General features: G+C 53.4%; 15 protein-coding genes. 11 read left to right on the top strand and 4 right to left on the bottom strand.

The window, feature by feature from the left end; genetic code table 11:
* Positions 1-577: 577 nt before the first annotated feature.
* The 5 genes from KIH39_RS19390 (at position 578) to KIH39_RS19370 (ending at position 5,686) form a co-directional block, all read left to right on the top strand.
* Positions 578-1,861, top strand: a complete 1,284-nt coding sequence (locus KIH39_RS19390) for a PQQ-binding-like beta-propeller repeat protein (protein ID WP_213494880.1) — start codon at positions 578-580, stop codon at positions 1,859-1,861.
* A 34-nt stretch (positions 1,862-1,895) separates the two neighbouring features.
* The gene (locus tag KIH39_RS19385) at positions 1,896-2,399 is read left to right on the top strand and encodes a YybH family protein (RefSeq protein ID WP_213494879.1); all 504 of its coding nucleotides are present in this window, start codon (positions 1,896-1,898) and stop codon (positions 2,397-2,399) included.
* Between the two features lie 165 nt (positions 2,400-2,564).
* Entirely contained in the window at positions 2,565-3,308 is a 744-nt protein-coding gene (locus KIH39_RS19380; protein WP_213494878.1) for an endonuclease III domain-containing protein, read from the top strand.
* Complete coding sequence (locus tag KIH39_RS19375; RefSeq protein ID WP_213494877.1) at positions 3,292-4,881, top strand: DNA cytosine methyltransferase; 1,590 nt, start codon at positions 3,292-3,294, stop codon at positions 4,879-4,881. The genes KIH39_RS19380 and KIH39_RS19375 overlap by 17 nt, the downstream gene beginning before the upstream one ends.
* On the top strand, positions 4,859-5,686 hold the full coding sequence (locus KIH39_RS19370) for a hypothetical protein (RefSeq protein WP_213494876.1): 828 nt from the start codon (positions 4,859-4,861) through the stop codon (positions 5,684-5,686). The genes KIH39_RS19375 and KIH39_RS19370 overlap by 23 nt, the downstream gene beginning before the upstream one ends.
* A 126-nt stretch (positions 5,687-5,812) precedes the next feature.
* Here the strand turns inward: KIH39_RS19370 and KIH39_RS19365 are convergent, their stop codons facing one another.
* Complete coding sequence (locus KIH39_RS19365; protein ID WP_213494875.1) at positions 5,813-7,036, bottom strand: DUF4912 domain-containing protein; 1,224 nt, start codon at positions 7,034-7,036, stop codon at positions 5,813-5,815.
* Positions 7,037-7,663: 627 nt separating this feature from the next.
* Between KIH39_RS19365 and zwf the strand changes: the two genes are divergently transcribed.
* Positions 7,664-9,127 carry a glucose-6-phosphate dehydrogenase gene (gene zwf / locus KIH39_RS19360; protein ID WP_213494874.1) on the top strand — a complete coding sequence of 488 codons (1,464 nt, stop codon included), beginning with the start codon at positions 7,664-7,666 and terminating at the stop codon, positions 9,125-9,127.
* 202 nt (positions 9,128-9,329) lie between these two features.
* Here zwf and KIH39_RS19355 read toward each other — a convergent pair whose 3' ends face one another.
* Both KIH39_RS19355 and KIH39_RS19350 read right to left on the bottom strand, forming a co-directional pair.
* Positions 9,330-10,757 (bottom strand): Gfo/Idh/MocA family protein, encoded by a 1,428-nt coding sequence (locus KIH39_RS19355; RefSeq protein ID WP_213494873.1) that lies wholly within the window; start codon positions 10,755-10,757, stop codon positions 9,330-9,332.
* A gap of 266 nt (positions 10,758-11,023) precedes the next feature.
* Positions 11,024-12,247 carry a tetratricopeptide repeat protein gene (locus KIH39_RS19350; protein ID WP_213494872.1) on the bottom strand — a complete coding sequence of 408 codons (1,224 nt, stop codon included), beginning with the start codon at positions 12,245-12,247 and terminating at the stop codon, positions 11,024-11,026.
* A gap of 185 nt (positions 12,248-12,432) precedes the next feature.
* On the opposite strand from KIH39_RS19350, the gene KIH39_RS19345 reads away from it, so the two are divergent.
* The 3 genes from KIH39_RS19345 to KIH39_RS19335 all read left to right on the top strand — a co-directional run bounded on the left by KIH39_RS19345 (position 12,433) and on the right by KIH39_RS19335 (position 16,695).
* Positions 12,433-12,897 carry a GNAT family N-acetyltransferase gene (locus KIH39_RS19345; RefSeq protein WP_213494871.1) on the top strand — a complete coding sequence of 155 codons (465 nt, stop codon included), beginning with the start codon at positions 12,433-12,435 and terminating at the stop codon, positions 12,895-12,897.
* 139 nt (positions 12,898-13,036) lie between these two features.
* Positions 13,037-15,373, top strand: coding sequence for a DUF1592 domain-containing protein (locus KIH39_RS19340; RefSeq protein WP_246539348.1), 2,337 nt, complete (start codon positions 13,037-13,039; stop codon positions 15,371-15,373).
* A gap of 2 nt (positions 15,374-15,375) precedes the next feature.
* Complete coding sequence (locus KIH39_RS19335) at positions 15,376-16,695, top strand: DUF1552 domain-containing protein (protein WP_213494870.1); 1,320 nt, start codon at positions 15,376-15,378, stop codon at positions 16,693-16,695.
* 37 nt (positions 16,696-16,732) lie between these two features.
* On the opposite strand, the gene KIH39_RS19330 is transcribed toward KIH39_RS19335, so the two are convergent.
* Positions 16,733-17,923, bottom strand: a complete 1,191-nt coding sequence (locus tag KIH39_RS19330) for a cysteine desulfurase-like protein (RefSeq protein WP_213494869.1) — start codon at positions 17,921-17,923, stop codon at positions 16,733-16,735.
* A 29-nt stretch (positions 17,924-17,952) separates the two neighbouring features.
* On the opposite strand from KIH39_RS19330, the gene surE reads away from it, so the two are divergent.
* Both surE and KIH39_RS19320 read left to right on the top strand, forming a co-directional pair.
* Positions 17,953-18,636: a 5'/3'-nucleotidase SurE gene (gene surE, locus KIH39_RS19325; protein ID WP_213494868.1), complete on the top strand. Its 684-nt coding sequence runs from the start codon at positions 17,953-17,955 to the stop codon at positions 18,634-18,636.
* A 147-nt stretch (positions 18,637-18,783) separates the two neighbouring features.
* Positions 18,784-21,504, top strand: a complete 2,721-nt coding sequence (locus KIH39_RS19320; RefSeq protein ID WP_213494867.1) for a PEP-CTERM sorting domain-containing protein — start codon at positions 18,784-18,786, stop codon at positions 21,502-21,504.
* Positions 21,505-21,565 lie beyond the last annotated feature (61 nt).

Below are 21,565 nucleotides of genomic sequence, written 5' to 3'. Positions count from 1 at the left end.
TTATTGACGAAAGCGGAGTCGGAAAAATTACTTCCTTTCGCCCCGAAAGATGCGAATCGCGAAAATTTAGATCATAAATCTGAATACTGAAATCGGGTGGCCGCAATAATGCTCGCTATCGGCCGAGATGGATACCGATTATGGATGCGCATCGGGACAAGATACTCTCTGACATAGTACCTTAGCCGGGCGATGCTACAGGCCAAGTGTTCCATTCGTGTAATACGGGTAGTACACCGCAACGTCTGATCTTTTCTTCTTTTGGGGCATGGCTGGACCGTTTCGTCAGGTCGATAGAGCAGAGGCGATTCGGTTTGGACGCATATGGGGGTATCTGGCTGACAGAGGAAGAGAACTCTTAACCTACTGGATTGTTAAATCTTCTGGTGATAGCGATTAATTCTCCTCCCACTTTTCTCTTTGTCCCGCGCCCCAGAATTATCCCCTTCTCCGTCGCGTTCCGCTTGTCTGGGAATGACAAGTCCCGCATAATGCCTTCAATCGAGGAATTTCAGACGCGCTGCAAAGTCTGACGGCTATTACCGGTACTTTCTCACCTACTTGACTGAGGTCCACAATGCGGTTTCGTAAATCTTTGGCGGCCATGCTCCTATCGGTATCGTTGGCCAGCGCTGGTGACTGGCCCCAATGGCAGGGACCGAACCGGGATAGTATTTCCAGCGACACCAAATTGCTCGAAGTTTGGCCCAAAGACGGGCCGAAGTTGCTCTGGTCGATCACCGAAGAAAGCAAAGTGGGCACCGGTTACGGCACGCCGGTCATCGTCAAAAATAACCTCTACATTCTCGGCGGAACCGGTCCGAAAAAGGACGCCGAGGAGTTCGTTACCTGTCTGAACGTCAAAGATGGTTCCCAGGTATGGCAGACCAAACTGAAAACCGCCCAAGGCGAATTCCTGGATATGTGGGGCGGCGGGCCGCGCGGTACCCCGACCGTCGATGGCGATTTCCTCTACGTGCTGGGGGCCAAGGGCGATTTGCATTGCCTTTCGCTCGAAAAAGGCGAAGTGCAGTGGAACAAAAACCTGGTAAAGGATTTCGGCGGCAAAATCCCGCAATGGGGCTACAGCGAATCGGTCCTAGTGGATGGCGATAACCTCATTTGCACCCCCGGCACGGGCACGGGCATGATTGCTCTCAACAAGAAAACGGGCGAAACCGTCTGGAAATGCACCGATTTTAAGGATGGCGCCGGGTATTCTTCGATTGTGATTTCCCAAGTCGAAGGCATCAAACAGTACGTTCAGCAGACCATGTCCTCGGCCGTCGGCGTTCGCGCCAAAGATGGCAAATTGCTCTGGAGTGACAAGAGCTTGGCCCGCAAGATCGCAGTGATCCCCACTCCGGTCCTTCAGGACAATTATGCCTTCTTCACGGCAGGTTACGGGGCCGGTTGCGAATGCTTCAAGTTCGAAAAAGACGGCGAAGGCATTAAGGCAACCACGGTGTATACCAAGAACAAGGTCTTCGCCAATCATCATGGCGGGGTCGTTCGGCTGGGCGACTTCCTTTATGGCCACTCGGATAACGGCGGCTGGCTGTGCTTTAATATGAAAGCGGGCGGCGATGAACCGGTTTGGAAGAATCAAGGCGTAGGCAAAGGTTCGGTGAGTGCTGCGGCCGGTATGCTCTACTGTTATTCGGAAAATGATGGTACGCTGGCTTTAGTGAAGGCTTCCGAGAAGAAGTACGAGGAAATCAGCCGCTTTAAGATTCCCCAGAGCAGCAAACTGCGGCCGGGCCAGGGTAAAGTGTGGGCTCACCCGGTGATTTCCAACGGCAAGCTCTATCTGCGCGATTACGAGTTGCTGTTCGTGTTCGATATCTCGGGTAATAGCTAAGCCGTTTTTTGCACCAGAAAACCGGAGTTATTTCATGTGCACTTCCAGTTTGAAAACGAAGCGGGCTTTCTGGATTGCCGAGTTTTTCCTCTTTGCGAGCGTCGCCCTGTTCGCAATCTCTTCCAATTCCAGCAGTTCGCAGATAAGCAGTAACGATTTCGGCAAAGATGTCCTCTCCCTGATGAATTTTCAGGCCGACGCCTGGAATCGCGGGGATCTGGAAGGTTACATGGCCGGTTACTGGAAATCGCCCGAATTGAAATTCATTTCCGATGGCACGGTCACCCAGGGCTGGGAGGCCACGCTCGAGCGCTATCGCAAGCGCTACAAGGCCGACGGGAAAGAGATGGGGAAACTTCGTTTCAGCGATATTGAAGTGACTTATGTTTCGGAGAATCTGGCGTTCGTGACCGGCCGCTGGGCGCTGACCTTCAGCAAATCGCCCGACAAGCCGGCCGGGGGATATACGCTGGTGGTGATGAATATGGCCGACGGCTGGCGCGTGGTGGTGGACAACACGACGTCGGATAAGAAGTAGTGGACAATTTTTCCAGATAATTGCAGCTCTTTTTGAAGTGAAAATATGTATACTAGCTTGGGTTTGCGTTATTTTGGGACTAGGATAGCCGCCGAAAGGTAATTTATAATTCGTGTGTCGGTTTTTGGCCCCTGATCGATGGCTGAAGATTAGAAGAATGAGGCGATGACTCGCAATTTGACGCAAGTGCTTTTGAAACTCAAGTGCAGGCGATATCAATCCGTATGGACCTCGAAGCTAAAAATAGTGGGTAAACTGCTTTTCGAAGAATATGGTCTGCCGCGACTAGGGAATTTCCGGGATCCTCTTCGAGAGATTTTTTACATACTACTTTCGGCTAAAACTACAGATGCCCAATACCGTAAAACATTCAAAAATCTGTCGAATCGATTCTCGACGCTCGAAGATCTGTCTCGAGCCTCGATTAGCGAGATTAAGGATTGCATAGTTTCTGGTGGTCTTGCGACAAAGCGAGCTACTCAGATAAAAAGGACGGCAAAAAAAATAATTTCGATCGGTAAGAAACCTGCCAAAATTCTGAGGAGCATGGATCCCGAGATAGCTTTTTCAACTATTGCTGCACTCCCTGGGATGGGGCCAAAATCAGCATTGTGCGTCTTAATGTACAGTTTCAAACTAGATGCTTTTCCTGTGGACGTGAATGTCCAAAGAATTGCAGAGCGTATGGGAATAATTTCACCCAATTTGAAACATTACCAAGCTCAAAGAAAGTTGGCACTGGTCGTCCCGGAAGGCATGTCTACGGTCTTGCATGTTGGTATGGTTGTGCACGGTAGAAAAGTTTGCCTTCCGCGAAATCCTAAATGCAATCACTGCAAGATCAGAACCATGTGCCGGTTCGGTAAAGAACATGAAGCAAAGGAGCACTCGAGTGTCCGGCGAAGGTAAAAATTCCCGAAGGCGACCGATTGCCGTCGATTTATTCTGCGGCGCGGGTGGAATGTCGGTTGGATTCGAGCAGGCGGGATTCGATATTGCTCTTGGCGTTGAGATGGATGGTTATCACGTAGCGACTCACGAACGGAATTTTCCTTATGGAAAAACGATTTGCAAATCAGTCTCTGACCTCACTGCGAAAGAAATTTTCGAAGCTCTCGAAACTCAAGACGTAGATGTCATCGTTGGAGGTCCACCCTGTCAGGGCTTCAGCAATATGGGTCTACGAGATGCGATGGATCCCAGAAATTCGTTGGTTTCAGAATACGTAAGAGTAGTGTGTGAAGTTCGCCCCAAAGCATTCGTTATGGAGAACGTACCTGGTATGCTCTCGGGGAGCACTCGTGTAGTGCTCGATGAAGCGATAAAAACCCTAGAACTTGCAGGTTATAAGATCACGCACCCGGTAAAAATTTTAGATGCGAGCCATTTCGGAGTGCCTCAGAAGCGACGGCGATTGATTTTGATCGGTGTGCGAAAAGATTTGGAATTCTCTGTAGATTACCCGACGATGATTCCGGAGGGATCCCCCGAATGTTCTTCAGTTATGGAGGCGATTGAGGATCTTCCCGATGTAGATGCCCACGATCAGCTATTCGTCGAAAACGACGTCGAATACAGTAAGACTCCCAGGACGCAATACGCAAAAGTCATGCGATCAGTTGTGGAAGATCCCAATGATTATTCGCATCCGCGCGTATGGAATTCGAAAGTTTGCTCAGGCTGTTTGCGTGTTCGACATAGCCCCCGTGCCATATCGCTCTACAAATCGACACCCGTAGGTGAAATGGTGCCAAGTCATAAACTTCCCAAGCTCGATCCAAACGGACTGGCACCGACCTTGCGTGCTGGGTCGGATTCATCGCACGGTTCGTATACTTCGCCGAGACCTATTCATCCATTTAAACCGCGATGTATCACAGCCAGAGAGGCTGCAAGGTTACATGGATTCCCGGATTGGTTCGCTTTTTATCCATTAAAGTGGCACGCATATCGTCAGATAGGGAATGCTGTATGCCCACCACTAGCCAAAGCTTTGGGTTTGAGAGTGATTCGAGCAATAGGTAAAAAACCAATTAAGCCAAAAGCGCCTTTAATTCTAAAAGACTCATTCGACCTTCCTATGGAACGACCGCGAACCCTGAAAAGGATTCCTCATCGAGTCCATTTTCCGCCCGTGATTCGAAAATTAATCGACGATCGCTACGACGTGGAGAAGAGAGAGCTCTCGAACGCTAAATTTTCATTCGAAGATGTCCTTAGGGCAGTCCGCGAGACTGGTGTAGAGCTAACTTGGATTCGAGCTGATACTTTTTTGCAAGAGATTGCCCGCAGTCGAAATTTGAAGTTAATACTCGAGCCATGTTCGAAGCTGGGATTTACAATTCGACCTTGCAAAGAATCGAGCTTCATCGGAGAGTTCGTGATTTTAGGGCATCCAGAAGCCATTGATTTCAAGCAGAATCCGTCCCACCGTTCCAAGAAGCAGAAAGGTCAGAATCGTGTCCAAAAAACGCTCTTCTGAAGCCATTAAATCTCCGAATCGTTACGGTGGAATATTGGTAGATATTTTTCGAAAACATTTTAGAAGAGGTGTGACAGCTTTCGAGTTCGAACGCTCGGAAATCGAAGTTGCAGCCACCAATTTAGCTATTCCACTTCCGAAGAATATCGGCGATCTTATCTACAGCTTTCGATTCAGATCTCAGATGCCGCCAGAAATTATTTCCGCCGCGCCTTCCGGATTGGCTTGGGTCATAGAGTTGGCAGGACACGGAAAGTATCGCTTCAGCCTTCAGAAACCTAATCTCATAGTTCCAACCGACGGTCGTGCTGAAATTAAAATCCCCGATTCGACGCCTCAGATAGTGATTGCGAATGCTTTAGGCGACGAACAGGCTCTGTTGGCAAAAGTTCGATACAACCGAATGATCGATATTTTTTTGCGGGTGACAGCCTATTCCCTTCAAAATCATCTTCGCACTACCGTCCCTTTGATGGGTCAAATCGAAACCGACGAAGTCTACGTCGCAGTTAGAAATACAGGACAACAATTTGTGGTGCCAGTGCAGGCCAAAGGTGGGAAAGACAAAATCGGAATCGTTCAAATCAAGCAGGATCTTGCACTTTGCAAAAAGAAATTCCCCAACTTAACTCCTCGTCCGGTTGCGGTTCAATTTAAGATCGATGACAAGGGCGAAGTAATAGTGATGTTCGAACTGACTGAAATAGAAGGGGAGATTAAGTTGGTTGACGAAAAGCATTATCGCCTAGTTTCTTCATCAGAGATTTCGGCAGATGATCTTAGTCGAATGTCAATTCAAGACTAGAACCAATCAAGACTAGAACCAACGATTTAAGATCAGTCGAGAACTGTAACTCTCGATTATTGCGTATTCTGAAAAATCAAGAGCCTTCGAAATTGGTAAGTCGAAGGCTTTGAATCTTTATCCGACTTACAGTTCCGTGTTCCCGTCATGAATCAGCGGTTCGAGCTGCTTGGTGTTGCGCTCGACGGCCAGCACGATGGTGCGCTCTTCAACGCCGTCTGAAGAGGCGGCGATGGCCGGAATGATCTGCCGGCTGTCCGGCAGGCTGTACCGCATGGTGAACGTCCCATCCGGTCGCAGCTTGATCGGTTCGCCCTGTAGCGTCACATGAGCAGTGGGTTCCGTGCGACCGTAAACGATCAACTCGGCGTCCAGAGAGAAGAAGAATTTGCGATCCTTAGCGCCGTGCGAACTCGAGGAATAGCTCGACAGCGTCGGCGAAGAAAGCGGCTTGCGGAGCCGTTCTTCCAGCAGCGTCTTCAGTTCCGGCTGCATCCCCAGCATATTGCCGGTCAGGTCGAAATTGCCGCCCATCGACATGTTCATAATGCGGTCGGCGTTCTTGGTATCCAGTTCGGACCAGTTTTCATCGACGGCGTCGCTGCTGCCGGCTTTAGGAGTAGTCACCACATTGGAGCGAGCCAGTACATAGAGCTGGCCGCGCTTCGAAATGTAACCGATGTCGATCCGGTACGATTTGGGAGGTTGGGGAACCTCGACATACCAGTTGTTGCAGCCACCGTGAATGTAGATGTCTTTGACGATGGCTTCCGCGGTGCTGGTGGTGTCCTGGGCGGTCACATCGCAGATACGCAGAATCGGCTTCGCGCCGTGCCAGTCCTGTCCCAGAGCGGCCTCGGCCCGCTGGACCGACTGGTGGGTCAATTCCCAGTAGACGTGCAGCCAATAAGGGTCGCGAACCATGACGACAATGCGGTCTTTGCTGTAGCCGTTGGGCAGCGTCTTCTGGATGCGGGAAGCCAGATCGCGGGACGGGACGCCCATTTCGAACTTGCTCTTGGCGGCTTCGTGGCTGGCGCTGACTTCTCCCTCCCGGGCGGCGCTTTTCTGGACCTTTTTGACGGGGTGTCCGTTGGCAATGGCGGGAGGAGCTTTAGTCTTCGAGGGATGGCCGTTGACGCTGGGTTTGGCGGCTTTAACTGGGGGGATCTCTTTGGCTTTCACCGTGGTGGCGACCGGCTTAGGGGCCGGTTTCTCTTTCTTTTTGGATAATTTGAGAATTGCTTTGATCAGGTCCTCTTTGCTCAACGTCGCGGCGTTGGGGATAGAAAGCTTCTTGGCCTTATCGGTCAGATCTTTCTTCGGGAGCTTGTTCAGATCGGTCGTCATGCGAATGCACTCCGCCAGTGCCGATCACTGGCCTGATCAGTTCGAGCCGCATCCGTGCATTAAAATCGACCGGTCTTCCTTCTCCAGTCGCCTCCTAAGTAAACTAGGAGAATTGATACAACTTCCTTACCTATAAAAGCTTGCGTCGGAAAGTTTATCGCACTTTCTGACCCCCGCACAATGCTTACAACCGTTAGTAGACGGATAAGCGGTCGTTTCTACATCCGTAGAGACGATATTTCGAGCGCAGGCGTACCGTATCCAGACGAACCCTAGGTGCGCGTCAGAACTTTTCAGACTATGCTTAAGGGAGTTGCCGCCTGCAAAAACGGGAGAAGAGGAGTTGGCAAGGTATGGTCGTATTACTCACGCTTCCCGCATCGTTGATACCATCTTAAATAATCGCGTAAGCGTTGTCAATCATTAACTTTAGGCGTTCGCAAGCAAAATCTCCTTTTTTTCATAAGTTTTTCAGGCTGGGCAATATGTAAATCTGATATATGCCAGATCGTCATTGCAATACTCCTTTCTGGCTGCTTACTCCCTTTAGCTATAAAACCAACTTGGTCAGTTTCTCTCCGTTCGGGAGAAACTGGGCCAGACAATTTTGATATCACGAGAAATCCCATGCCATCGACCGCCATTATTATCTTCGGTGCTTCCGGCGATTTGACTTCCCGCAAGCTCATCCCCGCCCTCTATCGATTGGATGTCGCCGGGTTGCTGCCGCCGGAAGCCTTCATCGTGGGGGTGGCCCGCAGTGCCTTCACGGACGAAGCCTTCCGAACCCAGATGGAAGCAAAAGTTCAGGAGGCGATGAAAGGGGCCGGGGAGAGCTGGAATGCGGAGGTCTGGACGCGCTTTTCCTCCAAACTCTTCTACTGTGCGGCCGACGCCGGGCAGGCCGAAGGAATGCAGCATCTGAAGGACTGGCTGACTAAAAAAGAAGGGCCCAATGGCGGCAACCGCGTCTACTATCTTTCCGTTTCCCCCGAACTCTACCCGCAGATTGCCCAGCGGATGGGCGAAGCGGGCATGGCCAGCGATACCGACACGAACTTCCGACGACTGGTGGTGGAAAAGCCTTTCGGCGTCGATCTGAAATCCTCGCAACACATCAACGAACTGTTACACGACCAGTTCCGCGAAAAGCAGATCTACCGCATCGACCACTACCTGGGCAAAGATACGGTTCAGAACATTTTCGTCCTCCGCTTTGCGAATACGCTGTTCGAACCGCTCTGGAACTCCCAGTACATCGAACATGTGCAGATCACCGTGGCCGAGTCGGTTCCCGTTGGTAAACGAGGGGCCTACTACGACAATTCGGGCGTCTTGCGCGATATGTTCCAGAGCCACCTGTTGCAGGTGCTGACCATGGTGGCCATGGAATCGCCGGCGAAATTCCAGTCCGACCGCTTGCGTAACGAGAAGATCAAGGTTCTCGATTCCGTTCACATCCCGACTCCCGAAGAAGCCCGCAAATGGTTGGCGGTCGGCCAGTACAAGGGCTACCTGCAGGAGCCCGGCGTGCCTTCCACCTCGCGGACGCCGACTTATGCCGCGGCCCGTTTTGAAATCAACAACAGTCGCTGGCAGAATGTGCCCTTCTACCTGCGCTCGGGTAAAGCGTTGAAATCTCGCTTCAGCGAAGTGGTGATTCAGTTCCGCTGTCCGCCGCACATGATGTTCCCGCTGCCGCCCGGCCAGATCATGGAATGCAATCGCCTGTCGCTGGTGTTGCAACCCAATGAGGGAATTAAGATTTCGTTCCAGACGAAAGTGCCCGCCGTGGAAGGGACGCGTTTGCAGGTGCGAGATTTGAAGTTCGACTACCGCACGGCCTTCGGAGATAAATCTCTTCCCGAAGCGTACGAACGCTTACTTTTGGATGCGATTCAGGGTGATTCGTCTTTGTTCATGCGCGGGGATGAGATCGAACGAAGTTGGGAAATTATGGATCCGTACATCGAAGCGGCCTCTGCAAAAGACGGCCCGGTGATGACCGAGTACGAGATCGGAAGTCAGGGGCCCGCCACCTCCGATGCGTTGCTGGCGGAAGAAGGGCGAAAGTGGCAGCCGTTGGTATAGCTGTCAGCGATCAGCGATCAGCAGTCAGCAGTCAGCTTAGAGAACTCAGTGATTAGAAGTGGCTGAGTGCTCTAAGATAATTGCCATCCGCAGGGTTTCAGAAGCTTTTTCGCCGACGGCTAGCACGCCGAATTGCGAGAGTGAACTTTAATCAACAAGCTGACAGCTGAATGCTGACAGCTGAATGCTGACAGCTGAATGCTCAACTCAACTCAAACCCCTTGCGATACGCCTTGGAGACCAAAGCGCTCGCCTGCGAGGAGTTCTTGAACTTCTGCGTTGCCGTATCCCAATCCAGTTTCTGACCCGCAAAACGCACGGCGATGTTGCCCAGCAGCATCGTCTCGGTCAGTCGGCCGGCGATGGCAAAGCTTGAGGAGGCCATCGATGGCTTCCCGGCCTTGATCGCTTCGGCCCATTCCCGCTTCATGTAGGCATCCGGATTGTCCGGGATACCTTCCGGGCCACTCTCCGGTTTCTTGGTCTGAACTCCCATGAAGTCTTTTTCGGGAGTTAGCCGGAATTCCGCGCCGTAATCGTTCGGGCTATACAGCATTCCTTTCGAACCGATCAAGAGCGATCCGCTATCGGCAGCGCTTTCACCCTTTTTGAGCACCTTGGCAAGCAGTTCCGTCGAAGGCAGAACCCGGCTGCCGTCGCGAGCCCCTTCGTACCAGTGCAGCACAACTGCGGGCTTGGTGCCCCGCGCCGGGAAGTGATACTGAATCTTGGCCCAGGCGGGGTAAGTTTCCGGATTGATCGCGGCCGCCTCCGCACTCACGGCGATCGGGGCGTCGAGTTCCATAGCCCGGTAGGCCATATTGGCGGTGTGGCAGGCCATATCGCCCAAAGCCCCGGTACCAAAGTCCCAGTAACCGCGCCAGTCGTGCGGGTGGTAGGCGGGTCGCTTGCCGCCGGGAGAATTCTTGTCGTCGCGCACGGCATAAGGCCGGAACGGGGCGGCCCCCAGCCATTCGTCCCAGTGGACGTAAGCCGGAACGGCCGCTTCGGGTGGCCGGGAGACCACATCGGGAGACTGCTTCCAATATTTGAAAGGACGATTTGTCCAGACATGCGCCTCGAGGATGTCGCCGAGGACCCCCGTGCGAATCAGTTCCACGGCTCGCCGTAGACCGCTTAGTCCCGAGCCTTGATTCCCCATCTGAGTAACCACTCCGGCCTTGGCGGCCGCTTCGCGCATCAGTCGGGCTTCGAAGGGGGTCTGAGCCAGGGGCTTCTGACAGTAAACGTGTTTGCCGGAGTGAATCGCGATTAGCGAAGGCTTGGCGTGCGAATGGTCGGGGGTGGAGACCACTACGGCATCGATTTCCTTGAGCATCTCGTCGAACAGTTTTCGATAGTCGAAATATTTCTTCGCCTGGGGCCAGGTGGTAGCTCGCTGGTTGAGTCGATGTTCGTCGATATCGCAGAGGGCGACGACGTCCATCACGGCGCCGGCCTGTTCAATATCGCTCGATCCTTTGCCGCCGACACCAATCCCGGCTACGCGTAAGCGGTCGGCCGAGCCGTAGGCCTTCACAACCGAAGTCGCGGGTCCGGTGAAGAAATAGCCCAGAGGTGCGGCCGCACCGAGTTTGATAATTTGACGACGATCAAAAGGGAGAGTCATGACGTTGCCCAAGAAGAAAAAGGATATCCCGATCGTGCGAACGGGACAGGTAAGGTTGGTTTTCCAATCGTGTGAGGGGATTCTAACCGATCGCCGAGTCGGTTTCATCAAAAGTCTGGAAAAAAATCCGATGGCTTTTGCGAAAAGGGGAGGGCTATTCGAGTGGTCTGAAACGGTCGATTTCGACGAGCAACGGTTCACTCTAAAAGAAGCGTCGGTGAACAAGGACGCTTCGCAAGTGCAAGAATTGACTATTCGAACCGAGCTTACTTTCGTTCATCGCGGTAGGGCTTTTTCATCTTGTAGAGTTCCAGCCGTTCCTTGGCCTCGGAGATTTCGGTATCGCTTGCAAACGGGTTGCGGATGGCTTTCTCCTGCCATTTCACCGCCTCCTCGAATTTTCCGACCTCGGCGAAGGCCGCCGCGAGGGTATCGACGAGATTCAAATCTTTGAAATGGCTGAGTTCGCAAGCTTTCTGGGCCAGTTCGACTGCCTTTTTGCCATCACGATATTTCGGCTCGGGGCAGGTGGCCAGCAACCAGGCTTCCCCGTTGATGGCGTATTCCGATTTCGGATCGATTTTTATCGCCTCGGTAAAATCTTTCAGCGCTTTGTCGTACTCCTTTTTGTCGGCGTAGCAATTGCCGCGGGATGCAAAGGCTCCCGAGTTTTCGGGATCGATCTTGAGAGATTTGGTGTAATCGGCCAGTGCTTTTTCGAAGTCCTTCTTGGCCGCCTGGGCATTGGCCCGGCAGACATACGCATAGGCGCTGTTGGGAATGATCTCCAGGACCTCGTTGTACTCCTTGATGGCTGCATCGTATTCCTTCTGCTCGAGATAGGCATTTCCCCGGCTGAGAAGGGCGGTCGTATCCTGGGGATCGATTTCCAGTGCTTTGCCGAAATCCTTCAGTGCTTTTTCGAATTCTTTCTTTTCCAGCCGGGCATTGCCCCGGCCGATGTAAGCGTATCCATAATCTTCGTCGATCTTGATCGCTTCCGTAAAGTCTTCAATCGCCTTGTCGTAATCTTTCGTTTCGGAATAGAAGTCGCCGCGGTTGATCCAGACCAGGACGTCCTCCGGCTGCAGCTTGACGGCGGCGCTAAAGTCCGCGAGCGCTTTTTCGAGTTTGTCTTCCAGCTTATAAACGTAGGCCCGTCGAATGTGCAAATCGGCGGTCGCCTCCTTGGTGATCTGCTCGGAAAAATAGCTGGCCGCCTTACTGGCCAAGACGACATCCTCGGCTTCCAGCCAGGCCCATTTGCCATCCCCCAGCTTCACTTTCAGGCGGTTCTTTTTCTGTTCGATAACGGTGTACTGAATCTGATCGGCATCGAGAGCCGTTTCCTGACCATCCTCTTCCGTCTTCAATTCCACGCTTTCATTCTTGGGGAACACGATGTCGCCCGCTTTGTAGGCGGCTGCATCCTCTCCATAAGCGACCATTCCGAGGCACAAAAGTGCCACATTGGTCCATGAATAAACCATCTTCAGATCCTCTGAACTCAAAAATGAGATAAAAATGAGTGTAAGCGATCCCGGCACAAACTGCAAGCAACCTTACCGAAGAGCGATCCTGTATGAAGCTTAAGTAATAATGCGGCTACGAGACCCACTTGTTTTAACGGACAAAAGAATTTTTTAGATGAATTATCCCGCATATAACTGACTAGATGATTCCGCAATTCGAAATGGAGCTTTCCGATCCCCGGCTGCCCGAAGTCGCGCAGTTGATTGCGGAATTGTCCGCGGAGATGGCGGGGCTCTACGAGTCCGAAGATGGTTCGGGGCATTATCAACCCGAAGATGGATTGCCGCCGCGCGGTATTTTTTTAGTCGGACGTCGGGGAAATGAGCTCGTGGCCTGCGGGGGCTACCGGTTGATGGAGCCGGGTGTAGTAGAGATCAAACGGATGTATGTGAGGCCGAGCTCGCGCGGGCTGGGTTATTCGAGACGGATTTTGTCCGAATTGGAAGCCCGAGCCAGGCAGGCAGGGTTCTCCAGGACCCGACTGGAAACCGGAGACCGCCAGCCCGCGGCCCTCGCGCTTTATCGCGGGGCAGGATATTTGCCGGTACCTCCTTATGGCGTGTACGAAAACAATCCGCACAGTTTTTGTTTTGAAAAGGAAATTTGAGCGTTTTCGAGGCTCTCCACCCCTTCGTTCTTTTCTTGACATCTCCCGACGGTCAGCTAAAATTATAAGTACATACCTGCTATACCTTTTTGCTCTAAGCTAGTTTGTAAGCGTCATACCTTTCATTTGGAACATTCCGTTGATTTGTCGATACACTCTCCCCGCGATCTTCACTCTCTCCCTCCTAATCTGCGCGCCGAGTTCTCTGAGAGCGGCCGAGGAAAAGACAGGCGAGGCGATTTACAAAAAGCAGTGCGCCTCCTGCCACGGAGCCAACGGCGAAGGCACCAAAAAATACCCTGAGCAGTTGATCGGTAATCGCTCAGTCGCCCAGTTGGCCAAATATATCTCCAAGTCGATGCCGGAGGACAATCCGGGGAGCTGCACGGGGGCCGATGCGGATAACGTCGCGGCCTACATGTACGAGGCTTTCTACTCGAACGAAGCCCGGGAACGCAACAAGCCACCTCGGATAGAACTCGCCCGTTTGACCGTTCGCCAGTACCGCAACTCTGTCGCCGATTTGATCGACAGTTTCCGTGGCTCGGCTCCCTGGGGAGACAAGCGGGGATTGCGCGGCGAATATTTCAATGCTCGGGATCCGCGCAATGACAAACGCATTTTGGATCGGCTCGATCCCGAAGTGAATTTCGATTTTCGCACGGAAAGTCCGGTGCCCGACAAAATCGAAAAAGTGGAGTTTTGCGTCAACTGGAGCGGATCGATCCTGGCTCCGGAGACCGGCGACTACACCTTCACGGTGAAGACCGAAAACGCCATGCAACTGTTCGTCAATCAGCCGCAGAAACCGCTGATCGACATTCTGGTGAAATCGGGGAACGACACCGAATACAAAGGGAACATTTATCTCGTGGCCGGCCGGGTTTATCCGATTCGTCTGCTCCTGATGAAGGGTAAGCAGGGGGTCGATGATAAGAAAAAGGATCGTCCGCCGCAACGGTCGAACGTGACTCTGGAATGGACCCGGCCCAAGGGAACCTCCGAAGTTATTCCTTCCCGGTTCCTCTCGCCCAGCTATAGTGCGGAAAGCTACGTGGTCTCCAATCCCTTCCCGCCAGATGACCGCAGTTATGGCTGGGAACGCGGCACCAGCATTTCGAAGGAATGGGATCAGGCCGCGACCGACGCCGCGCTCGATGCGGCCGGTTTCGTCAGTACTCATCTCAATGAGTTGGCTCGCACCCGCGATGGCGCCAAGGAACGGGACAAAGCCATTCGCGACTTCTGCCTGAAATTTGTGGAGCGAGCCTTCCGCCGGCCGCTGGACGATGATCAAAAGAAAGCTTACATCGATCACCAATTTGAAATCGGCAAAACGCCGGAAGTGGCCGTCAAACGGATGGTACTGTTCGTGCTGAAGTCGCCGCGCTTCCTCTACCGGGAAGTTGGCAATCATCCGGATGCTTACGACACGGCCAGCCGGCTTTCCTATGGCCTTTGGGATTCTCTGCCCGATCAGGAATTGTTGAATGCTGCCTCCCAAGGTCGATTGAAAAACCGCGATCAGGTGGCTCAGCAGGCGGACAGGATGCTGAAAGATCCTCGCGCTCAGCAGAAAGTGCGTGAGTTCCTATTCCACTGGTTGAAACTCGATCAGTCGCCCGATATTTCCAAGGATCAGCAGCGTTTCCCCGGATTCGATACGGCGGTAGTGGCCGATCTGAAATCTTCACTGGAAATGTTTCTGGACGATGTGGCTTGGAGTTCCAGTTCCAACTTCAAGGATCTTCTCTTGTCCGAAGCGCTCTATCTGAATGATCGGCTGGCCCGCTTTTATGAGGCCCCGCTTCCGGCCGAACCCCAGTTCCGGAAAATCCAGTTCCCCAATAGCGACCGGGCCGGTGTGCTGACCCATCCGTATATGATGTCGGCCTACTCCTATACGAGCGAAAGTTCGCCGATCCACCGGGGAGTTTTCCTGGTACGCGGGATGCTCGGCATCACACTCCGACCGCCTGCGGTGGCCATCACGCCGGTAAATGCCAATCTGCATCCCGACCTGACGACTCGCGAAAGAGTAACGCTGCAGACCAAGCCGCAGAATTGCACGACCTGCCATGGGATTATCAATCCGCTCGGCTTTACTCTGGAAAATTTCGACGCCATCGGCCGCTTCCGCAACAAGGATAACGGTAAGCCGGTCGATGCCCACGGTATGTATCTCACTCGTAGTGGCGAGCAAAAAACGTTCAATGGGGTGCGGGATTTGGCGAAGTTTCTGGCCGATAGTGAAGAAGTGTATGCATCCTTTGCCGATCAGATGTTCCATCATCTGGTGCAGCAGTCAATCGGGGCTTACGGGCCGGATAAGTCGAAGCAGTTGAAGAAGGCCTTCATCGACGGCGGCCTGAATATCCGGAAGCTGGCTATTGAAGTTATGGCAAATTCCGCCCTGACAAGCCGCGAAGATAAAGTTACAATTAATCAATCGAACAAAAACGAAAAAGGGAAATAGGTATGGCGTTTCGAAATACTACGCGCCGGGAATTCGTCCGCGATCTGGGGATCGGTGCGGCGACCATGCCGTTCATTCTCAATCTTCCCAGTCTCGGCTTTGCCAACAGCACCCAGCGCAAGCAGCGCCTGGTGATCATGTTCAGCCCCAACGGCGTTTTCCCGGAAACTTTCTGGCCCAAGGAAGAGGGAGACAAGTTCACCCTACCCGATTCTCTCAAACCCCTGGAACCCTACCAGAACCGCACCCTGGTGCTGCACGGTGTTAGCGACCGCATCCAGGGCGATGGCGATTCGCACATGCGTGGCATCGGCTGCCTTTTGACCGGGACGGAACTGTTCCCCGGGAACATCCAAGGCGGCTCGGCCACACCCGCCGGTTGGGCCAAGGGACTGTCGATCGATCAGGAAGTCAAAAATTATCTGCAGAAAGAACAGGCCACCCGCACCCGTTTCGGCTCCCTCGAATTCGGGGTGATGGTGCCGGATCGCGCCGATACCTGGACCCGCATGGTCTACGCCGCGGGCAACAAACCGATTGCTCCCATCGATGATCCTTACCAGATGTTCGGCAAACTTTATGGCCGAACCAAGGACCGCGAAACGCTCAAAAGCGTGCTGGACGACCTGAACGAAGACCTCAAAAAGGTCGGCTCGGTGGTCAGTGCCGCCGACAAACGATTGCTGGATGAGCATGCCGCGTTCGTTCGGGAGATGGAAAAGGAACTGAAGGCCGACAAAGGAAACGATCTCGGCCACAAGATTCCCGAACTCGATCCGGGTATCAAGCGCGAAAACGACAAGATGCCGCAGATCAGCAAGATGCAGATCGATCTGATGGTCAACAGCTTTGCGGCCGACTTCGCTCGGGTGGCTACCCTGCAATACACCAATTCGGTAGGCGGCGCCCACATGAAGTGGATCGGCGTCGATAAAGGGCACCACGAGCTATCGCACGAACCGGATACCAATAAAGCCGCTGTCGATAACCTGACCAAAATCAACAAGTGGTTCTGCGAACAAATGGCCTATCTGGCCAAGCGTTTGGCGGAAACCCCGGAACCGGGCGGCAACGGTAGTCTTCTCGATAACACCACTATTGTTTGGACCAACGAACTGGGTAAGGGCAACTCGCACACGCTCGACAACATCCCGTTCGTGTTGGTGGGCAACGGGCTCGACTTCAAGATGGGGCGATCGCTGAAGTTCAAGAACGTCGCTCACAATCGGCTGCTGATGTCGATGGCTCATGGCTTTGGCCATCGCATCACGAGCTTCGGCAGCACCAACTACTGTAAGGACGGCCCACTTTCCCTTAGCTAATCCGCAACATCTGGGTAGTGCGAAGCGTTTCTTCGCACTACCGGACCAATTCTTGAAGTGCCTTTTCCAGCATCGCGATTTCCTCGACCGTGTTATAATGCAGCAGTCCCACGCGCACCATGCCCTGCGGTTCGAGGCCCAGACGTTCGGTCAGGGGCAGGGCGTAGTAATTGCCACTCCAGACGAAGATGTTTTCGCGGGCCAGGTGCTTGGCAATTTCGGTCGGGGTGTGACCAGCCATCGTAAAGGAAACTGTGGAAACCCGTTCGTGGTACCGTTTCGGATCCACGATGCCGTAGATTTTCAGGCCGGGCACGCGCTGCAAAGCGGCGATCAACTCTTGGGCCAGTTCCCGTTCGTATTCTTCGATGGCGGAAATTCCTACCGAATTCATGTAATCGACGGCGGCTCCCACCCCGGCAATGCACTCGAAATTCTGTGTCCCGGTCATCCAGCGGTCGGGAAGTGATTCGGGGGCCGGCCGGACTTTGTAAGCGGGCAGCGTTTCGAGATGTTGGCGTTTGCCCCAGACAATTCCGATGTGCGGCCCGAAGAACTTGTAGGCCGAGCAGGCCAGGAAATCGCAATCCCAGTCGGTCACATCGATTTTTAAATGGGGAGCATGATGAACGGCATCGAGGTAGACCCAGGCCCCAACTTGATGGGCCTCGGCGATCATCTCTTTGACAGGATTGCGCGTGCCGACGGCATTGGAGACGCAGCCTAGAGCCACCAGCTTCGTCCTGGAATTCAGCAGGCTGCGAAAATGGTCGCGATCCAGCGTGCAGTCCTCCGGATGAATTTCCACAGGACGAACCACCGCGCCGCGATCCTGAGCCGCTCGCACCCAGGGGGAGACATTCGCGTCGTGATCGAGCCGGGTGACAATCACCTCATCGCCTGGGTTCCAACGGGCGGCAATCGCCCGGCTGTAGGCGAACGTCATGGTGGTCATGTTGGCGCCGAAAGCGACGCACGAATGATCCTGGGCCCCTAACAGCCCGGCCACTTTCTTCTGAACCCCTTCGACAATCGCATCCGATTCCCGTGAGGTAGCGAAGGCTCCCCCGTGATTGGCATTGTGATTCAACAGGTAATCGCTGATGGCCGCCGGTACCGAAGTGGGCACCTGGCTACCGGCCGGGCCATCGAGATAAGCAATCGGCTGACTATTAATCTTTCGGGCCAGGGCCGGGAATTGGCTCCGGATCGCTTTGACATCCAACATGGGTTTCTCCAAAATCATAAACTCACGATATGAAAATACTGCTGACTAACGACGACGGCATCGATGCTGTCGGTCTATCGGTGCTGGCCGAGGCCGCGAAAAAATATGGCGATATCTACTGGATGGCCCCGATCGGTGCCCAATCGGGGTGCAGCCATCAAGTAACGGCGCATGCTCCCTTGAGAGTGGAACACTTCGGAGCGAATCGTTTCGCCGTCAACGGATTTCCGGCCGATTGCGTCCGGGTGGCTTTGAGGCATCTCCGAATTCAGCCCGATTGGATCTTCTCCGGGGTCAATCACGGCGGAAATCTGGGGGTGGATGTCTTTCTGTCGGGAACGATGGCCGCCGTGCGGGAAGGGGCGATTTACGGCATTCCGGGCATCGGTTTTTCGCACTATCGGGCGAAAAATCGGGACTTCGATTGGGACCGTGTGGCGAGGATGCTACCGAGGGCGATCGAGGCTATTTTTGAGTTGCCACGCGAAAAAAAGGAGTACTGGAGCGTGAATTTTCCTCATCTATCCGCAGAAATTGCCGATCCGGACGTCGATTTTTGCCAGCTCGACACAACGCCGATGGCCTTCGACTGGGTAAAAAATGGGGATCAAATTGACTATTTGAGCCATTATCACGAACGGCTCCGAACGAACGGAAGTGATGTACAGGCCTGCTTTAACGGCAAAATCGCTATAACCAAACTTTTGCTTTAGAGCGAATTGTTAATATTTCCGCAAAATACCGCTGCCACAGTATATTTTGCCCATTTTATGTTGCCATTCTAATAAAGTTTGTTAGGGTTACACTATCCTGAATAGTCCTAACGTATTTGCACGTACTCTTTTGTGAGCGGCAGCAGTATGAGATTGAATTGGCTCCGGTTACTCACGCTTTGTGTTGTCTCTCTCTCCATAATCAGATTCGAAAATAGTGCCGAGGCTGGGACCTACTACTGGCAGTACGGCTACGTGCCCAATAACTGGAATAATACCAACGCCTGGAGCGGGCCGGGTGCGCTACCGAAAGCCGGGGATACGGCGATCTTCAGCAGCTTTGCCGGAACTCCCTATACGGCCCAGATTACGGATTCCGAAGCGGTGGCTTTCATAACGAGCAGCGTTGGCTCGAATGCAACTCTGGCTCTGACCTCCAGTTCTGCCTCGTTCGCGATGACAGGAACTTACACGAACAATAGCTTTTTCAGCATATCGGCCGGCTCGTTCAACTTGAGTTCGGGTGGCCTCTACAGCGGTCAGAATGGTTCGACCTACACATTGTCCGGCGGCTCGGCCTCCGGAGCCGGGAATTACACCTTTAGTTCCGGAGCGTTGTTCACCATCAGTGGGGGCACTTACTCGGGTTCAGGTACCATAACTTTTAACTCGGGCTCGACCTTTACGGTCAGCTCGGGAATTTATGCGGGAACGGGCTCGACCCTCAACAGCACGGGCACTTTCAACTGGTCGGGGGGTACGCTCTCTGGCGGTACGATCAATGCCAATTCGGGTGTCAGCGCCGGTTCGGGGAGTAAATATCTCGCCGGAGCCGCTTTGAATCTTTCTTCCAGCAATACGCTGGGTGGAACGATCTTTATTGATGGCGGCAGCGTGCTGACATTCAACTCGGGCTCCATTATCAGCTCGACTGCGGGGGTGACCTTCAGCCGAAGCAGCGGAACCGGAACGGCAACAATCAGCAACCAGGGGACCTTTACCAATAACCCAGGTAGTTCGGGCTCCAGTTCGATTGGTGCCAATATCACCTTCAATAACTTCGGCACTGTGCAAGCCAACTCGGGAACTTTGAACATCAATGGCAGCGGTACTAATACCGGCAGCTTCGTGCTCAACCAGGGCTCTTTGACTTTCCAGGCTCTGGCCAACTATAGCCTGGGAACCAGTGGCAGCATCACCATCGATAATGGATCGACGCTTTCCACCCTGGCGGGGGCCACACTTACAGCTACCGCCGGTACTTCCATCGCTCGCAATTCCGGCGTTGGTAGTGCCACCTTCTCGAATGGGGGAACTTTCATCAATGCTTCCGGCAGTTCCACCAGTTCGATTGCGGCTAACGTGACCTTCAACAACACCGGTACCGTCCAGGCCAACTCCAATACGCTTCTGGTGAATGCCAGCGGTACCAGCACCGGCGCTTTCGTTCTTAATGGCGGAACGATCAGCATCGAATCCGCTTCGATTTATAACCTGGGTTCCGGTGCGGCGATCACTTATGGAGCTTCGAACTCCGGAGTCTTCCAGGTCAACGGTGGTACGCTGAACGTCAACGCTGCAGTTTCCAGCGTTAATCTGACCTTCGCCGGTGGTAATGTGCAGGGCACGGGTGTTCTCAACGTCAGTGGCGCCATCACCTGGAACGGTGGCACCTTCGGCGGGACTGGCACTGTTAACGCCAATGGGGGCCTGAATACTTATGGGGCAACCACTTATATCAATGGTTCCGCAGTCAACGTCAACAGCATCAGCAGCTGGAATGGCACCATCGACATCGATGGCGGCGGCGTCCTGACGATCACTTCGGGTACCACCTTAACGAACAATTCCACTGCCGGGATCGGCCGCAACACGGGAACAGGATCGGCCAGTTTCGTGAATGCGGGCAACTTTATGAATAATGGCAACTTCGTCGTTGCTTCCGGTGTCTCTTTCACCAATTCCGGTACGTTGGAGACGGTTTCTTCCACCTTCGACCTGAGTGCTGCAACAATCACGAATTACAACAGTGGCACTACAACGTTATCCGGGGGCACCTGGTTGGTGGACGCCAACTCGACTTTGAATCTGGGTTCGAATTCCGTAAGCACCATTGATGTGAATACCACCGTGCAATTGGGTGGACCCAATGCGGTATTCGCCGCCCTGAATTCGCTGACCACCAATAAAGGGACGCTGAATGTCATTGGGGGAAGCACCTTCAGTCCTACCGCCAGCACCATCTCCAATAGTGGAACGATCTACGTTGGCACCAGCAGTACGATCAATGCCGGTATCAATGTGACCAGCGGTGGTACCCTGTACGGCTTCGGTACGGTCGGGGCGATCAACGTGGCCAGCGGCGGTAGCGTGGTTCCCGGTAATCCCAACACATCCTCGCCGGGTATCCTGACCTCCACTTCCGGTGTGAGCTTGAATTCCGGAGGTTCCTTGACGGTTTACTTGAATGGTAACACTCCTGGAACGGGCGGTTACTCGCAAATTAGCATGACGGCCGGCCAACTGCTGAATCTCGGCTCCGCTAACCTGCAGATCGTGCTGTCCTACTTCCCGGCTTACTCCGACAAGTTCTTCATCATCGTGAATGGAACGAATGCCACGAGCAGCATCTTCAATGGCATGCCGCAGGGCAGCCAGATCAGTCTGGGTAGCTACAACGGCTTCGCCTATACCGGGTACATCAGCTACACCGGTAACGTGGGCACCAACTCGATCACTGGTGGGAATGACGTGGTGATTTACAATCCGCTTCCCGAACCCAGTTCTTTCCTGGCACTGGCCGGTGTGGGCGGCCTGGGCTTTTTGATCCGCCGCAAACGTCGGGCGGCTCAGGTTGTGGCCTGCTAAGAGATTCGAAACTTGAAATTAGAAATCGACAAAATCCCGCGGTTCGCCGCGGGATTTTGTC

The sequence above is a fragment of the Telmatocola sphagniphila genome (genome assembly GCF_018398935.1).
GTDB classification, from domain to species: domain Bacteria; phylum Planctomycetota; class Planctomycetia; order Gemmatales; family Gemmataceae; genus Telmatocola; species Telmatocola sphagniphila.
The sequence above is the reverse complement of the archived record's forward strand: the minus strand, read 5'-3'. Positions and strand labels throughout refer to the sequence as shown.

Excerpts from the sequence above, each read along its gene's own strand:
- KIH39_RS19350 (WP_213494872.1), bottom strand. The coding sequence starts at position 12,247 with ATGGTTTATTCATGGACCAATGTGGCACTTTTGTGCCTCGGAATGGTC.
- KIH39_RS19330 (WP_213494869.1), bottom strand. The coding sequence starts at position 17,923 with ATGTTGGATGTCAAAGCGATCCGGAGCCAATTCCCGGCCCTGGCCCGA.
- KIH39_RS19365 (WP_213494875.1), bottom strand. The coding sequence starts at position 7,036 with ATGACGACCGATCTGAACAAGCTCCCGAAGAAAGATCTGACCGATAAG.
- KIH39_RS19380 (WP_213494878.1), top strand. The coding sequence starts at position 2,565 with ATGACTCGCAATTTGACGCAAGTGCTTTTGAAACTCAAGTGCAGGCGA.
- KIH39_RS19385 (WP_213494879.1), top strand. The coding sequence starts at position 1,896 with ATGTGCACTTCCAGTTTGAAAACGAAGCGGGCTTTCTGGATTGCCGAG.
- KIH39_RS19320 (WP_213494867.1), top strand. The coding sequence starts at position 18,784 with ATGAGATTGAATTGGCTCCGGTTACTCACGCTTTGTGTTGTCTCTCTC.
- KIH39_RS19345 (WP_213494871.1), top strand. The coding sequence starts at position 12,433 with ATGATTCCGCAATTCGAAATGGAGCTTTCCGATCCCCGGCTGCCCGAA.
- KIH39_RS19335 (WP_213494870.1), top strand. The coding sequence starts at position 15,376 with ATGGCGTTTCGAAATACTACGCGCCGGGAATTCGTCCGCGATCTGGGG.
- zwf (WP_213494874.1), top strand. The coding sequence starts at position 7,664 with ATGCCATCGACCGCCATTATTATCTTCGGTGCTTCCGGCGATTTGACT.
- surE (WP_213494868.1), top strand. The coding sequence starts at position 17,953 with ATGAAAATACTGCTGACTAACGACGACGGCATCGATGCTGTCGGTCTA.
- KIH39_RS19390 (WP_213494880.1), top strand. The coding sequence starts at position 578 with ATGCGGTTTCGTAAATCTTTGGCGGCCATGCTCCTATCGGTATCGTTG.
- KIH39_RS19355 (WP_213494873.1), bottom strand. The coding sequence starts at position 10,757 with ATGACTCTCCCTTTTGATCGTCGTCAAATTATCAAACTCGGTGCGGCC.